Genomic DNA, 13,277 nt, shown 5'->3' on the forward strand with positions numbered 1-13,277 from the left:
TTATCCGGGGTAAACCGTGATGATGTCGCCGTCATAGGTCAGGGCACCGGTGTAGAGGTAGCCGGGTATGTCCTGGATAATATTTAGCCCGATAAGATGGCGGCTTGCGGGCTTGGCATCGGCAATGAGCCGCTCCATTTCGTAATACATTTCCTCGGTGATACCAGACTCTAATACACCGATATCAAGGCGAAATGTGCCTGGGGGATCGTTGGTTTCCCACCATTCCGTAACATTGATAATGTATCCAAGCGGCTCCACAACGCGGCGTAATGCGCCGATGGTGCCTTTGTGTCGGTGAATCAGCCAGGCGTCGCGGATAGATTGCCGCTTGGTCTGCTCCGGCCAGTCCTTGTCCCACCTGTCGACTGAAAGCGCCCATGCCAGATAAGGCAGAAGACTCACCGGACAGGTATCAGCGTTCCACAAGGTGCGAAGCATTACCGGAATATCAGTTATCTTCTCCGTCACCTCCTCAGTGTTTCGCATGAAATCACTTGCCGATGGAGGCAGCAGGCTATTACTCATCGGTTCCCCCTTTGCTGATAGCGAAGGACGTGCAGCGCGCCGACTGCGTATCATCAATCACAAGATCGCTGACAGGCTCCTGCAACTCCACCCGCTGCACACCCTGAACATGCAAGGCAGCCATGATGGCCGAACGGGCGACATCGCGACCAATTTTGCCCTGCTGAGTGAGCCATGACTGAAGGGCGTTTTGCGCAGCGGTAAGGATCGGCTCAGACTCAGGACCGGGATAAAAATAAAGCTGCGCCCTGATTTGATAATCAATAATTGCAGCACTTTGCACCGTGAGCCTGTCACCGACAGGTCGTATGTTTTCGTCATTGAGGGCATTTCTGACGCTACTCAGTAATTCTGCCGATGCCGTACCGTCACCTTCTGTGGAAAGCACAGAAACGATCACGACAGCGGGCGACGGGCTGGTTGCTCTCGCGTCCGCCACTTTTCCGCTGACGCTCTTTGCAAAATATTCATATGCCCCGGTGGGACCGGCCACGCTCAGGCCTTCAAATGCAGACTGAGCACGCAGGCGCAGCGCGGTATCACTTTCCATTTCCGCGTCAGCAGTTGCCGTTTCCGGGGTGGTGATCAGACGTTCGGTATTCAGATTGGCTGCGAGATTATCAAGATCGGTTGATACGGCATGACTCAGCATACATGCCGCTGCGCCCTCATTGATGCGTTGGCGAAGCGTCATTTCACGATAGGCAATCACCTGAGCGATCACGTTCAGCGGTTCGGATTCCAGCTCCAGCGCGGCGGAAACAGATGGTTGCTGTTCCTGTGGGAATGCCGCAAGCATGACGGCTTTGACCTCGCTGAGTATGACTTCAAAGTCCAGGACTTCGATAATTTGCGGCTGCGGTAGCTGCGATAAATCAACTGTTGCCATTGCTGCCACTCCTGAGCGTCAACGAACTGCCAGCCGTCTGCATGGTTTCGGTGATAATACCGACCAGTTCAGCGGTGACAGCGCCATCCTTTGAATAAATGATATTGATGCCGTTCAGGGCAATACGCGGCTCCCACATCGTCAGGGCGATTACCGCCGCACTCATGCATTGCAGGCGTGTCACTTCGTTCTGTGGTTCATCCAGCAGATCTGGGATCATGCTGCCGTAATCCCGTCGCATCACCCGGCTTGCCAGCGGCGTGGTCAGTATGTCGCGTACTGAATGCCACAGCTGATCGGTATCGGTAAGCTGGCCCGTGCCGTCCGGGTTCATTCCGGTATAGCGGACTGTCATTTCGGCCCCCCGGTGTTGCTGCTGCCACCCTGCACACCACCATGTACGTGCGAATGAACCGTCACCCCGTTAGATGTAAGCGATCCGCCAGAATGGGTAACATTGCCCTTCATCGTGCCGCCCTCCGACAGTTCGAACGTCCGCGCTTTCAGATGGTCGGTGCATTCCACAATCGGTGTTTCAAGCGTGACGCTGGCAGAGGCTTTGATATGTGCTGTCTTCATGCCCTGCGCTTCCAGCGCGCTGGCTTCTGCGTCATAGCGGAAAGACGCGCCGTCTGGTGCTGTCAGTACAATCTCTTTCAGGCTGCTGCCCGGCGCAGGGTTGTCACTGCTGTAGAGACTGCCGATAATGACCGCCGTTTCAGGGTTGCCACCGATACAGCCCAGCCAGACCTGCTCACCCACGGAAGGCGGCACCCAGATACTGAATGCCCCGGCGCGCGTGGTGTTCCAGCGCAGCCAGTCGGTCTGAAGCTCGCCGCTTTGCACGCGCACGCGCCAGCTCTCTTCATCAACGGCAATAACGACGCCGACGCGGAGGATATTTTCCAGCAGGCGGATCAGTTCAGCGCTCATCGTGCGGCACTCCCCAGGCTGTTAATCACCTGTTCCGTAATCATCAGCTCATCGCCCGCGGTAAAGCCCAGTAGCTCACGCACCGGATATTTAGCAAAGGCACCCGGCCCAACCTGATCGCGCTGGCCGTACTGGTGCACACGCGCAATGCGTGCCGCCACGCCGTCATAACCCACGGATGTGCCGCCTGCATCAGCGCGCATTTTGAGAAAGCGATAACTGCGCAGCCGCTGAAACATCGGCACTTTCTTCGCAGTGCTGCGGCGCACTGAGCGCGTATTGATCTCGATGTAACGCTCAATATCACTGCGGTAAAACGTGCGAATATCGTTGCGCTCTTCGTCAAAGCCAGTAATGGTTCGCCCGTATTTTCCCCGGCCACCGTGCCAGTTTTTCAGGCGGCGGATCTCACCCTGCCACACAAAAACAATACCTTGTTGAGAGCGCAACACCCGGCGACGGCGGGCAGGATATGGCGAGCCTTCAGGGTTTTGCTGTGCTTTGATGCGCTGTTGCTGGCTCTTTCGCAGTGCCTGGCCTATAGCGCGGGCAGTGCGAACACGTCCGGCCTGCGAGGTGCCCGCGAGTATGTCGCTGAAGACCTGATCCAGCTCACGGAAGAGATCGTTACTCATGCGCGTCAGCCTCCCACGTCACATCCTCAAAGATGGCGCTCCAGTCTCCGTCCGCTGACGGGATACGTGGTTTAGGTTCCGGTAAATGCTCCGCCCTGGGGATGCCTTTTGCGTCCAGAGTGACCTTTACGCGCTCGTGCAGGGGCATTTCAAAAAGAATGTCGGCGGTATCGTCGTTGTTGATAAGGGTCGTAAATTTAACGTTCCGGTTCTTCTCCGGGTTCAGCAGCAGATCGGGCTGGTTGTGCCAGAGCCATGCCATTAACGGCAGCGTGAAATCATCAATATCACCCGCAAAGTTCATTACAAACAGCACCAGGGTATAGCGGTACATAAACGATGGCGTTTCGCCGGTCGTCTCGATATTCCCTTCTTCCACAAAAACGGTGAAGGCTTCAGGATTGGCCCTGCACCATTTGTTAGCGCGCGTCAGGGTCTCTCGCAGTGAGTCAGCTTTCAGCATGGTGATACCTTCTTAACGCCCGAAACGTTCAATCGCGCCCGCAATGATCAGCAGATAAATAAGCGTCCAGTAAGGGTGAGCGCTCAGGTAGTCGAATAAAGTCATGGTGTTGCCCTCGCGTGGTCAGTCAGTCTTTTCAGGCGGCGCAGATCGAGATCGGCTATCGCCGCCTTATCGGCGTTGCAGGTATCCAGCGCATCGCGCAGGCGATCACTCCAGATGGCTATTGCGCCCCACGTTACCGGGGCGGTCAGTTCCGGCGCTGGCGTTGCTGCCGTCAGGCTTTCCGGCACCGGTTCGTGCACGATTTTCATTTGCGGCTGCGGCGGTACGGTGTTGCAGGCTGTTACTGACAGAAGCAGGCACAACAGTACTGGCACACGTATCGTCTTTGATGGCATCGCGCATGTATTCACGTCGCTTTTCTCCCTCGGCGTTTCTTTGCTGTTCGGTTGCCCGCAGCTGTGCAAGAACTTCGCGGGCGTCAGCAGTCAGCGCACGCAGCTCGCCCAGCACCTCACCATTGCTCTTCACCTCGCGGGAAAGCTCCTCGTTACGGACGGAGTCTTTACCGCGTTGATGTGTCTGCCAGAGCAGGCCACCAGAGGTCAGCGCCAGCAACGCACATAAGATGGCTGTAATCTTCACTTTCCAGACTCCACGTCACGCAGGCACCACGCCTTAAAATCCGTTCTCCGGTTAACCAGCCCCTGGCTGCGTTTACCGCCGCTGTTTACAAAGTCCGTCAGCCGATTACACATCGCCTGCCATTCATGCGCCTGCGCCTTTTTCCAGATGGTCGTGCGCTGCTTTCGCTTCTGGCCGTCCGTGAACCACATCAGTCCAGTACACCCCACATTAAGACCGGCATCCGTCATGGCCTCAAAGGCAGACTGCGGCATATGCGCGCCTTCAAAATTCTGGTTTATGCAGTTTTCAGCGTGCCGCATATCGTTAATCCAGCGACCGGCGATCTCGCTGTTGCTGTACTCACGCTTTTCAACACGTCCCGTCGAACCAATTCCGACCGTGAGCACGCCAGCCGTGCAGTAGTAGGGCGTATTCCGGCAGTCTTCCCAGCCAGCAATCTTCTGCTGGCCTTCAGGCGTGGTGCGCAACGCGCCAGGACTCAGCGTTATACCCAGCGCAACAATGGCCGCAATGGAGCATTTTTTAATAAGCTGTTTCATCTTCCGGCTCATTCTGTTGCAGAAGATCAAGCGCCCGGCGCTCTGACTCACTCATCTGTCTGTGTTCTGCCTGCTCAAGGATCTGGTTAATCAGTTCGTTGCGACGCTTCTGCCCCCGTTCGATGCGGGCGCGATAGAGCCATCCACGGGCACCAAAAACCATCCCGACGAGAAGACCGGCCAGCGCAATCTTTTCGCTTAGTGTCATGACGCCGATACTCGTGACCATCGCTGACATCGTGAATGTCAGCCAGTCATTCAGGCGCTGAAAAAAACTTAATCCCATAGCTGCACCATCTCCTGTGTCGCTTTACGCGCGATTTCCGGCAGTTCAATCTCCTGACCGGCATCAAGAAAAACCTGCTGGCTCAGTCCGGGATTGGCAGACAACACTTTTTCGGTCACGCCCTGCGTGGTGCCGTAGTGACGCCAGCAAAGCAAATCCACCGTATCCCCCTGCAATGCCTTCACTTTCATCAGCAAAGCTCCGCATAGAGGCGCGGGGTGTCGCGAATGTCAGCGATACTCCAGCGGGCATCCCGCCAGAGATCATCCCGTTGCAGGTCAAGCGCGGCGGCGTCTTTATCGCCTTTCGCCGTGGTATCAACGTCGCGATAGCCTTCAAGTACCAGCGCCCTGGCAATCGAATAGACTGCGCGGCGGAAGCGGTACACCTTCACGTTTTCACCATTGATAACCAGCTTTTCCATCTCACCTGATGGCAGGGCTGAAGGCACATCTTCCAGCGACTGAAAACCTGCTTTGACCTGACCGGCACGCCAGTCAAGCAACTGCGCAGTGACATGGGCTACCGCTTCCGTGGTGACGTGCATCAGCCTGGACGTGGTGATGCCGCCAGTGATGCGCGCGGCCAGACGAAGATCGGCCAGCTTAATCACCGGCCAGAAGTCCCCGGCGCTGACGGTGGTATCACCATCATCAACATCAGGCGTATCGCTGTCGGCAGGCAACACGCGCTTATTTGCCACAAGGCTGCTCATGCACTTATCTCCCATAAATCAGGCGGTGGGCGGGTGGTTAAAAGACCGTAAACGGTCAGATATCCACCCGCGCCGCCTGTCGGACGGGGCCGAAGTCGTTAATTCTTTTTCTGGCTGGCAGGCTTGCGCTTTGTCGTTTTGCCTGTTGCCGCCCTGGTCGTGGTTTTACGCGTCGTCGCTTTACCTGCTGCGCTGGCGGTGGCGCTTTTTTCAGGGACGGGATCAGCAGTACCGTCAGTTTTGTGGGTGCTGGCCGAGTCACCTTCACCCGTGCCGCTATCCGCAGACAGCTTCTTAACTTCACGGGCAAGCGTTGCGATCTCTTTTTTTACCCCGGCATTAGTGTTTCGCGTCAGCGCCTCACGGAACAGCGCCAGCGCCTCAGCTTTGGTCGTGATATCAGTCGCACCACGGCGGGCAAGCGCGCGGGCTTTGCACAATTTGGCGCGTACCACATCCGGCATATCACTGTCGGCGACAATGTCCGCCACTTCATCAAGCACTGCGGTACTGGCCGATAAATCAGCGTCAGCATCAGCTGCGGCAAGCGTCAGCACCGGTTTGCTCATTTCTTCGGTCAGGAAGGTAGCTGCCGTGCGGTTGAAGTTATCCGGCAGCGTCAGCCCGTGGCGCACCACATAGCGCCCCAGCCTCAACGCGAGCGCATAGTCACGACAGTCAATCGCCCAGACCATCAGCCTGGTAATGACTTCATCCTGCCGCCCGCTGTCGCCGTCGAGCGTGCCTTCAATCCATCCCTCATATTCAGGCAGCATGGATTTTTTCATTTCGGCTTTGGTTTCTTCGGACTGCACGCCGCTGAGGCGGGACAAATCCATACGCAGGCGATGCAGAATTTGCTCATGCGCAGTGCGCTGGATATCGGATTCTTCATCCGCCTGGCCCCGGCGTTCTGCCATGACCTTCTGAAAATGTTTTTGTGCCGGTGTTAACATTGTCACTTCTCCCCGTCATGGCGGGGGAATTCCCCCGCCGCGTCTGTCACTGGCCAGCCTGTTCGGTCTGGGCGAACTGAATGCCGTCAATGAACGCAACATTGCCGTAGTCTTCAATGACGAAGTCATCGTTTGAAGACTGATACGTTGCAACACGGTTGTATTCCGGCTCTTCTTTGATCGTCCGGCGCAGACCGCCGCGCTGGTAGTACACCGACAGGTTTTTGAACGGCGTGATCAGCACGCCATTCACCGGGAAGTAAGGCGCGATAAAGGTCGGCATGTTGCCTACGCGCTCCTGCGCAACAATCAGCTGACCGGCCAGCGTTTCGGTATTCGGGTTGGTCTGGCTTAAGGCGTTGATGGCCGAGAAATTGCTGCTCGTCAGCAGGTCGCCCGCCAGAATCACCACGTTATCCGGGTTACGTTTGTGCCATTCATCCATCAGGCTGTTTTTGGCGTCGTACACCGCAGCGCCAATGTTGCCGTAGGTGCCTTTTGCGACAATCTTGTTATCTTCATCGCGCGAGGTGATCGTCACATTGGAAATGACGCGGTGCGGCGCTTCCTGGCGGATTTTTTCCAGCCAGCCAATGCCACAGTCCTGCAACAGCGGGTTAGCGGCACGGTCAGACGGGTCGCTGTACTTCACGCCGTTAAAGCCAATCATGATGCGGTCAAGCGACATCTGGCGGGCCATTGCCTTACTGATCAGCGGCTGGAACTCCGGCATGTGCGCCCATGCATCAAGCTGTTCATAGCTGATGCCGTAGTCATAGTTGACCTTGCGACACATGTAGTCGAACGGCTCCATTGAATGATTTGAGCCAGGGTTGCGACGACTGGTAACGCTGTTGTTTACGCCAGCCATCGGGCCTTTGCTGCCGATCAGGACTTTCTGGCCGATCTGCTGGTTTACGCCAAACACATTAATTTTGCTCAGGAAAGAATCATCCTGCTGTGCGGCCTGTTCAAGGCGCTGCTGACGCGTAGGATCTACGGCAAATTTTGCAGCGACAGCGGCGGTTGATACGCCGTTGAGCTGTGCCTGCCGGGCGATGTACTGATCAAATAGCTGGCGGGTATTGTTATCCATGTTCTCTGCTCTCTTTGTGAATATCAGTAATCAGCCAGTTGCGCGTTAGCGCCACCGCTCGCGGGTTCCCGCTGGCTGAAATTGGCGTCTGTGCTTCCCAGCTTGCTGGTCAGCGCGGCAAGATCGGAGGTCAGCTTCTGGATGGCCTGGCTGTCCTGCTCGCGGGCGCGGCTCAGGTCGTTGAAGCTGTCCAGCAGTTCGGCATGGGACTGGGCGACGTTCTCCACGGCGTCACGCACCTGGCTGAATTGCTCACCGTCAGATTTACGGCCTTTCCCGATAATCCCCATGACGCGCGCGAACCACTGTTTACCCTCATCGCTGCGCTGCTCAGCCAGTTCGATGATTTCGGCCTCAATGGCATCGGTGAACAGCGGGGCTTCACCCTGCTGATTGTTGAAGGACATAACCTGCTGACGCTGCTGCGCGGCAAACTTCAGGCGCTCGGTGCCGAGGCTCGCCGGGGTATCGGTCATTGCCAGCCCCATGACATACGCCTTGCCGTCAAGCGCAAACTGCGGGTGCAGCTCAATGCTGGAGTAAATTTTCTTGCCTTCTTCCGTCAGCTTCTTCATGCGCTCAGAAGGTTCAATCTCGGCGTAAAGCGCGGTACGTCCGGCGAGCGGGCCTTCACTGATATCTTCAGCACTCAGCGCCGTAACATCCCCCATCGCACCGAAATCACTGCCGGGGAAAGGCGAAAGATAGTGCTCCACGTTGACGCGTGCGCCGTACACGTCCGGGCTGTAGTTTGCTGCTGCATCACGAAGGTGCTCAGGGCGAATTTCACGCCCGTCAACGGTGGCACCGGAGACAGCAACGCGGAATTTCTTACGGGCTGGTTTAGCTGCGCTAGCCATGTCGATAATCCTGTTGAGTGGTTTCTGTACGGCCATGATGGCAGAGCGTAACTTACTGTCTCAACGAGGTTTTGTTGTCGGAGGAAGGCGAGACCTTAAAGTGGGCGATAGGGGGATCGCGCGCGGGGTAATCTTCACCACATCAACGGTGGAGGGCAGATGATACAGGACGCTTTTGTACGTCAGAGAGCAAAACAACTTTACTGGCAGGGCTACCCGCCAGCGGAGATCGCGCGTCTGATGGGAATTAATCAGAACACAATTTATTCATGGAAAAAACGCGATGAATGGGATGAAACGCCGCCCGTCCAGCGCGTCAGCCAGTCTATGGATGCTCGCCTCATCCAACTGACGGACAAGAAAGACAAGACAGGGGGAGACTTCAAAGAGATTGATCTGCTTACCCGGCAACTGAAAAAGCTGTCTGACGGACAGCAGGCAGAGACTGGAGCGGGCAAAAAGCCGCGCAAGCGCAAGCTGAAAAATCACTTCACCGAAGAACAGATCGTCGCGCTGCGGGAGAAAATACTGGATTCGCTGTCGTGGCATCAACGTGGCTGGTATGAGCAACGCCACCACCGAAACCGCATGATACTGAAGTCCCGCCAGATTGGCGCAACCTGGTACTTTGCCCGCGAGGCGTTACTTGATGCGCTGCGTGATGATGTGAAATACCCGTACCAGCGCAACCAGATATTTCTGTCTGCATCCCGCCGCCAGGCTCACCAGTTCAGGGGATTCATTCAGAGAGTTGCCGAAGAGGTAGATGTTGAGCTTAAGGGGGGTGACAAAATTGTACTGAGTAACGGCGCAGAGCTGCATTTCCTCGGCACGTCTGCGGCGACGGCGCAGTCCTATACGGGCAACCTGAAGTTTGACGAATTCTTTTGGGTCAGCAACTTTACCAACCTGCGAAAGGTTGCTGGGGCGATGGCAACGCTGAAGGGGCTAACGCGTACCTACTTTTCCACGCCGTCAGGTGAAACCCATGAGGCTTACCCGTTCTGGACGGGCGACCGCTGGAATGAGAAACGCACAAAGGCTCAGCGCAAAGCGTTTGATGTTGGCTGGAAAACGCTGAACAGTGGCTTGTTATGCCCGGATAAAACCTGGCGCCAGATTGTCACCCTGAAGGATGTGATAGAAAACGGCTGGGAATACACCGACCTTGAAGAGATCCAGGATGAAAACAGTGAGGATGAATTCCGCAACCTGTACATGTGCGAGTTCGTTCGCGATGGTGAGTCAGCCTTCAACCTTAACGCACTGATTGGCTGCGGGGCAGATGGTTATGACGAATGGCCGGACTGGAAGCCTTTCGCGTCCAGGCCGATGGGTAATCGCCCGGTCTGGATAGGCTATGACGCCAACGGCAGCAGCGGCAACGGTGACAGCGGCGCGATTTGCGTTGTGGTTCCGCCACTGGTGCCGGGCGGTAAATTCCGCACTGTGGAAACGGAACAGGTGCGCGGCCTTGAGTTTGAAGAGCAGGCGAAAGTTATCGAAAACTTCACTTTCAAATACAACGTGCAGCATGTCGGCATCGACGTGACAGGCGGTAACGGAGAGGCTGTTTACCAGATAGTGAAGAAGTTTTTCCCGATGGCAATGCCCTACACCATGTCAATGACGTCAAAGCGCGCCCTGGTGCTGAAAATGCTACAGCTGATCCGCGCCGGGCGATGGGAATATGACCGCAGCGAGCGCGCCCTGATCAACGCGTTTAACTCTGTTCGCAAGGTAAAAACGCCTGGCGGATTCATCACCTATGACACTGACCGCTCACGCGGCGTCAGCCACGGTGATTTAGCCTGGGCGAATATGCTCGCCATTATTAACGAACCGCTGGGCCAGGAGAGCGGCAGCGGCGGGTTTGCTATGGAGTTCTAATGAAGAAGCGCACATACAAAAACAATCACACCGCCAGCAATGGCAGTGCCGGACAGCCTGATATCTCTGACGCGCTCAGAAGCGATCCGGCGCTCAGCGCCTTCACGTTTGACGGGCCATATTCGGTTACAGACGGCTACGATCTTCTTGATAGCATGTGCTGCATCGATAACGGCCGGTACTACGAAACACCAATAGACTGGAAGGGGTTAACCCGTGCGTTCGCACAATCCCCGCTGCATCAGTCGGCGCTTTACTTCAAGCGTAATGTGCTGACCGGCTGCTATATCCCTCACCCATTACTGTCACGGCAGGCCTTTTCTGCTTTTGCGCTGGACTGGTTTGTCTTCGGCAATGCCTACCTTGAACGTCGCTCTAACCTCCTGGGTGCACCGCTCAAACTCCAGCATGTTCCGGCCCTGAACACACGGCGGGGGAGTGACCTTGATACTTACTGGTTTATCCGGCAGTGGAAAGATGAATACGAGTTTAAAACGGGGCAGATCTGCCACATCATGAACCCGGATATTCATCAGGAAATCTATGGTATGCCTGAATACATGGGGGCGCTGCTGTCCGCCAGCCTGTCCCACTCTGCCGACAGGTTCCGCAAACTCTACTATGACAACGGCTCTCACGCCGGATGTATTCTCTATGTCGGTTCAGAGAAGGTGGATCAGGAAAGCATAAAGGTGGTGCAAAAGACGCTGTCACAGGCCAGAGGGAAAGGCTCCTTCAAAAACGTGCTGATCCACGCACCGGGCGGCGGCAAAGACGGCGTGCAACTATTGCCGTTCAGCCAGATATCGGCAAAGGATGAGTTTCTTAACATCAAATCAGCCACGCGCAACGATTTACGCGACGCTCATCGCATTCCGCCGCAACTGATGGGCGCAATGCCGGAAGGTAATGGCTCCCTAGGTGATGTTGAGAAGGCCGCGCGCGTCTTCGCCATTAACGAAATGTTGCCCGTAATGGAAGCCATGAAGGGCGTCAATGACTGGCTCGGTCAGGAAGTGATCCGCTTTAATCCCTACGCTTTGCTCAAAGACGAGTGATCCGCTTCACCCGCCGCACATCCTGCGGCGGTTATCCTTCAGTAATTTTCAATCTTCGCATGACCGGCCACCACCCGAACACCGCCCGGTACGATCTTTAACGCCCCTCACTCAGTGCGCATGCGCGCCATTCTGGCTGGTGCAAACTGCAATCGGCCCGCACGCACCCATAATCGAGAAAGCGTGCGCAGAAAGCAGGGGAGGCCGCACCATGGCATTTAAAGGCATCCCCTACAGCCCCCTGTCGCGTGGGCTGTTCCCCCGTCACCTGCGCGCAACATTTGCTTCGTTTATTGTGCATTTGTCACACCCAGGCTAGACCGCGCAGGCAAAAGGCTTGAAGATGGTTAGCCAGATTTGAAAAATTGTGCGTTTTTGTGCACTTTCTTGCAGATTACCTAACTGGCGGAAAGTATAGTTTTATTGATAAATGGCTGATAGGATTGGTTTTTATGACTGAATTTTAGTGATGTGCCTGAGCTTTAGATTTTTAAGACTGTGAAAAATATGATATCAATTCATATTGAACTAGATTAAATCTTATGACCAATTTAAACAAATGGTGCTATATGTATATAACTTCAAAATTGAATGAGTTTGAAAACGGATTCGATAATAGTTCTGATATTTTTAATCGTAAGCCTTTGTTTGAACAAATAAAGCGCCTTATCATTAATTCTCCAGATGCTAACCTGGTCTTTGCAATAGATGATGTTTGGGGAAGTGGTAAAACATCCTTTGTTAAGATGCTAAAATCTGAAATTGAGCTAAATAACAGTGAAGATATTGATGTCGTATATTTTGATGCTTTTGAAAATGACTATCAGTCTGATCCTTTTATTTCCATATCTGCTGAGCTTTATTCTTTACTTAAATCCAAAGGGCCTGATGCTGAGTTTGTTGCAGAGAAAATCATACAAACCGGAAAGAAAATTGGCGCAAAAATATTGGTCGGGAGCGCTAAAATAGCAATTACTGCTCTAACGGCAGGAGTTGTTAATGGAACTGTAATCGATAAGGCTAACGATGTTATTAGTGATTCTATTAGTAGTGAAATGGAGTCTTTCGTTGAAAGTAAAATTAAATCCATGGAGGATGAAAAAAAAGAAATTATTGACTTTAAGGAATCATTGGAAAAAATATATATAAACACTAAAAAGAAAACATTAGTTATAATAGATGAGCTGGATCGTGCTAGGCCGGACTATTCACTTGATTTGCTTGAGAAAATAAAACATCTTTTTTCAGTAAAAGGTTTGGTTTTTTTATTGGTCATGAATCGCGAGCAATTTGAAAAGGGAATAGCTTGTAGATATGGCGATATAAATACGAGTCTATACCTTAATAAATTCATACACTATTGGTTTACTTTGCCGAAAGTAAATCTTCATGATCTGAATAATGACTATAATCAAAGCGGAACTACAATCTATGATTATGTACAGAAACTTGTAAGAATGAATCACTCATTAGGTATAAGTTCAAATGGGATGTTTTCAAAATTATTATCTTATCTGATTGAGGTTAATAACTGCTCGTTACGAGAAGCTGAACGCTGCCTATCTGCTATGGTAGTTGTTGATAATCATGAAAATATTGCACGCAATCGTGATAATTTCTATATGGCCGCGTTGGCGCTTGTATGTTTTTTGAAAGTTACATCATCAGGAAGGCTTTGTTGAATAAATCAGATTTCGGGTAAGTCTCCCCCGTAGCGGGTTGTGTTTTCAGGCAATACGCACGCTTTCAGGCATACCTGCTTTCGTCATTTTGTTCAG

General features: G+C 53.6%; 18 protein-coding genes. 3 read left to right on the forward strand and 15 right to left on the reverse strand.

Features of this window, described 5'->3' with window-relative positions; genetic code table 11:
• The 15 genes from ACOTX1_RS15135 to ACOTX1_RS15205 all read right to left on the reverse strand — a co-directional run bounded on the left by ACOTX1_RS15135 (nucleotide 1) and on the right by ACOTX1_RS15205 (nucleotide 8,551).
• On the reverse strand, nucleotides 1-528 hold the full coding sequence (locus tag ACOTX1_RS15135; RefSeq protein WP_045346388.1) for a phage tail protein I: 528 nt from the start codon (nucleotides 526-528) through the stop codon (nucleotides 1-3).
• Nucleotides 521-1,417: a baseplate assembly protein gene (locus ACOTX1_RS15140; protein ID WP_045897023.1), complete on the reverse strand. Its 897-nt coding sequence runs from the start codon at nucleotides 1,415-1,417 to the stop codon at nucleotides 521-523. Before ACOTX1_RS15140 ends, ACOTX1_RS15135 begins: the two co-directional genes overlap by 8 nt.
• Nucleotides 1,404-1,772 (reverse strand): GPW/gp25 family protein, encoded by a 369-nt coding sequence (locus ACOTX1_RS15145; protein ID WP_045346391.1) that lies wholly within the window; start codon nucleotides 1,770-1,772, stop codon nucleotides 1,404-1,406. The genes ACOTX1_RS15140 and ACOTX1_RS15145 overlap by 14 nt, the downstream gene beginning before the upstream one ends.
• Complete coding sequence (locus ACOTX1_RS15150) at nucleotides 1,769-2,350, reverse strand: phage baseplate assembly protein V (protein ID WP_263521477.1); 582 nt, start codon at nucleotides 2,348-2,350, stop codon at nucleotides 1,769-1,771. Before ACOTX1_RS15150 ends, ACOTX1_RS15145 begins: the two co-directional genes overlap by 4 nt.
• Nucleotides 2,347-2,985: a phage virion morphogenesis protein gene (locus tag ACOTX1_RS15155; protein WP_263521478.1), complete on the reverse strand. Its 639-nt coding sequence runs from the start codon at nucleotides 2,983-2,985 to the stop codon at nucleotides 2,347-2,349. Before ACOTX1_RS15155 ends, ACOTX1_RS15150 begins: the two co-directional genes overlap by 4 nt.
• The gene (locus tag ACOTX1_RS15160) at nucleotides 2,978-3,448 is read right to left on the reverse strand and encodes a phage tail protein (protein WP_263521479.1); all 471 of its coding nucleotides are present in this window, start codon (nucleotides 3,446-3,448) and stop codon (nucleotides 2,978-2,980) included. The genes ACOTX1_RS15155 and ACOTX1_RS15160 overlap by 8 nt, the downstream gene beginning before the upstream one ends.
• A gap of 101 nt (nucleotides 3,449-3,549) precedes the next feature.
• The gene (gene lysC, locus ACOTX1_RS15165; protein WP_072189927.1) at nucleotides 3,550-3,762 is read right to left on the reverse strand and encodes an Rz1-like lysis system protein LysC; all 213 of its coding nucleotides are present in this window, start codon (nucleotides 3,760-3,762) and stop codon (nucleotides 3,550-3,552) included.
• Nucleotides 3,659-4,096, reverse strand: coding sequence for a DUF2570 domain-containing protein (locus ACOTX1_RS15170; protein ID WP_263521480.1), 438 nt, complete (start codon nucleotides 4,094-4,096; stop codon nucleotides 3,659-3,661). Before ACOTX1_RS15170 ends, lysC begins: the two co-directional genes overlap by 104 nt.
• Entirely contained in the window at nucleotides 4,093-4,638 is a 546-nt protein-coding gene (locus ACOTX1_RS15175; protein WP_263521481.1) for a lysozyme, read from the reverse strand. The genes ACOTX1_RS15170 and ACOTX1_RS15175 overlap by 4 nt, the downstream gene beginning before the upstream one ends.
• Complete coding sequence (locus tag ACOTX1_RS15180; RefSeq protein ID WP_045292875.1) at nucleotides 4,622-4,924, reverse strand: hypothetical protein; 303 nt, start codon at nucleotides 4,922-4,924, stop codon at nucleotides 4,622-4,624. The genes ACOTX1_RS15175 and ACOTX1_RS15180 overlap by 17 nt, the downstream gene beginning before the upstream one ends.
• Complete coding sequence (locus ACOTX1_RS15185) at nucleotides 4,915-5,115, reverse strand: tail protein X (RefSeq protein WP_045292873.1); 201 nt, start codon at nucleotides 5,113-5,115, stop codon at nucleotides 4,915-4,917. Before ACOTX1_RS15185 ends, ACOTX1_RS15180 begins: the two co-directional genes overlap by 10 nt.
• Nucleotides 5,115-5,639 carry a head completion/stabilization protein gene (locus ACOTX1_RS15190; protein WP_045346400.1) on the reverse strand — a complete coding sequence of 175 codons (525 nt, stop codon included), beginning with the start codon at nucleotides 5,637-5,639 and terminating at the stop codon, nucleotides 5,115-5,117. The genes ACOTX1_RS15185 and ACOTX1_RS15190 overlap by 1 nt, the downstream gene beginning before the upstream one ends.
• A 98-nt stretch (nucleotides 5,640-5,737) precedes the next feature.
• Nucleotides 5,738-6,595, reverse strand: a complete 858-nt coding sequence (gene gpM / locus ACOTX1_RS15195; RefSeq protein WP_421766828.1) for a phage terminase small subunit — start codon at nucleotides 6,593-6,595, stop codon at nucleotides 5,738-5,740.
• Between the two features lie 46 nt (nucleotides 6,596-6,641).
• Nucleotides 6,642-7,691 (reverse strand): phage major capsid protein, P2 family, encoded by a 1,050-nt coding sequence (locus tag ACOTX1_RS15200; RefSeq protein ID WP_263521483.1) that lies wholly within the window; start codon nucleotides 7,689-7,691, stop codon nucleotides 6,642-6,644.
• A gap of 23 nt (nucleotides 7,692-7,714) precedes the next feature.
• On the reverse strand, nucleotides 7,715-8,551 hold the full coding sequence (locus tag ACOTX1_RS15205; protein WP_263521484.1) for a GPO family capsid scaffolding protein: 837 nt from the start codon (nucleotides 8,549-8,551) through the stop codon (nucleotides 7,715-7,717).
• 159 nt (nucleotides 8,552-8,710) lie between these two features.
• Here ACOTX1_RS15205 and ACOTX1_RS15210 point away from each other — a divergent pair, with 159 nt between their 5' ends.
• The 3 genes from ACOTX1_RS15210 (at nucleotide 8,711) to ACOTX1_RS15220 (ending at nucleotide 13,181) form a co-directional block, all read left to right on the forward strand.
• Nucleotides 8,711-10,441, forward strand: a complete 1,731-nt coding sequence (locus tag ACOTX1_RS15210) for a terminase large subunit domain-containing protein (protein ID WP_047357581.1) — start codon at nucleotides 8,711-8,713, stop codon at nucleotides 10,439-10,441.
• On the forward strand, nucleotides 10,441-11,499 hold the full coding sequence (locus ACOTX1_RS15215) for a phage portal protein (RefSeq protein WP_045346405.1): 1,059 nt from the start codon (nucleotides 10,441-10,443) through the stop codon (nucleotides 11,497-11,499). Before ACOTX1_RS15210 ends, ACOTX1_RS15215 begins: the two co-directional genes overlap by 1 nt.
• A 569-nt stretch (nucleotides 11,500-12,068) precedes the next feature.
• Complete coding sequence (locus ACOTX1_RS15220; protein ID WP_421766829.1) at nucleotides 12,069-13,181, forward strand: KAP family P-loop NTPase fold protein; 1,113 nt, start codon at nucleotides 12,069-12,071, stop codon at nucleotides 13,179-13,181.
• The last annotated feature ends 96 nt before the right edge of the window (nucleotides 13,182-13,277 follow it).

Origin of the sequence: Enterobacter cloacae complex sp. IR5401 (assembly GCF_049238425.1) — a bacterium.
In the GTDB taxonomy this organism is placed as follows: Bacteria; Pseudomonadota; Gammaproteobacteria; order Enterobacterales; family Enterobacteriaceae; genus Enterobacter; species Enterobacter hormaechei_C.

Bases quoted from the DNA above. Each gene is read 5' to 3' on its own strand.
- ACOTX1_RS15155 (WP_263521478.1), bottom strand. From the start codon at position 2,985: ATGAGTAACGATCTCTTCCGTGAGCTGGATCAGGTCTTCAGCGACATA.
- ACOTX1_RS15150 (WP_263521477.1), bottom strand. From the start codon at position 2,350: ATGAGCGCTGAACTGATCCGCCTGCTGGAAAATATCCTCCGCGTCGGC.
- ACOTX1_RS15160 (WP_263521479.1), bottom strand. From the start codon at position 3,448: ATGCTGAAAGCTGACTCACTGCGAGAGACCCTGACGCGCGCTAACAAA.
- ACOTX1_RS15210 (WP_047357581.1), top strand. From the start codon at position 8,711: ATGATACAGGACGCTTTTGTACGTCAGAGAGCAAAACAACTTTACTGG.
- ACOTX1_RS15200 (WP_263521483.1), bottom strand. From the start codon at position 7,691: ATGGATAACAATACCCGCCAGCTATTTGATCAGTACATCGCCCGGCAG.
- ACOTX1_RS15205 (WP_263521484.1), bottom strand. From the start codon at position 8,551: ATGGCTAGCGCAGCTAAACCAGCCCGTAAGAAATTCCGCGTTGCTGTC.
- ACOTX1_RS15175 (WP_263521481.1), bottom strand. From the start codon at position 4,638: ATGAAACAGCTTATTAAAAAATGCTCCATTGCGGCCATTGTTGCGCTG.
- ACOTX1_RS15135 (WP_045346388.1), bottom strand. From the start codon at position 528: ATGAGTAATAGCCTGCTGCCTCCATCGGCAAGTGATTTCATGCGAAAC.
- ACOTX1_RS15220 (WP_421766829.1), top strand. From the start codon at position 12,069: ATGTATATAACTTCAAAATTGAATGAGTTTGAAAACGGATTCGATAAT.
- lysC (WP_072189927.1), bottom strand. From the start codon at position 3,762: ATGAAAATCGTGCACGAACCGGTGCCGGAAAGCCTGACGGCAGCAACG.
- ACOTX1_RS15215 (WP_045346405.1), top strand. From the start codon at position 10,441: ATGAAGAAGCGCACATACAAAAACAATCACACCGCCAGCAATGGCAGT.
- gpM (WP_421766828.1), bottom strand. From the start codon at position 6,595: ATGTTAACACCGGCACAAAAACATTTTCAGAAGGTCATGGCAGAACGC.
- ACOTX1_RS15185 (WP_045292873.1), bottom strand. From the start codon at position 5,115: ATGAAAGTGAAGGCATTGCAGGGGGATACGGTGGATTTGCTTTGCTGG.
- ACOTX1_RS15190 (WP_045346400.1), bottom strand. From the start codon at position 5,639: ATGAGCAGCCTTGTGGCAAATAAGCGCGTGTTGCCTGCCGACAGCGAT.
- ACOTX1_RS15180 (WP_045292875.1), bottom strand. From the start codon at position 4,924: ATGGGATTAAGTTTTTTTCAGCGCCTGAATGACTGGCTGACATTCACG.
- ACOTX1_RS15140 (WP_045897023.1), bottom strand. From the start codon at position 1,417: ATGGCAACAGTTGATTTATCGCAGCTACCGCAGCCGCAAATTATCGAA.
- ACOTX1_RS15145 (WP_045346391.1), bottom strand. From the start codon at position 1,772: ATGACAGTCCGCTATACCGGAATGAACCCGGACGGCACGGGCCAGCTT.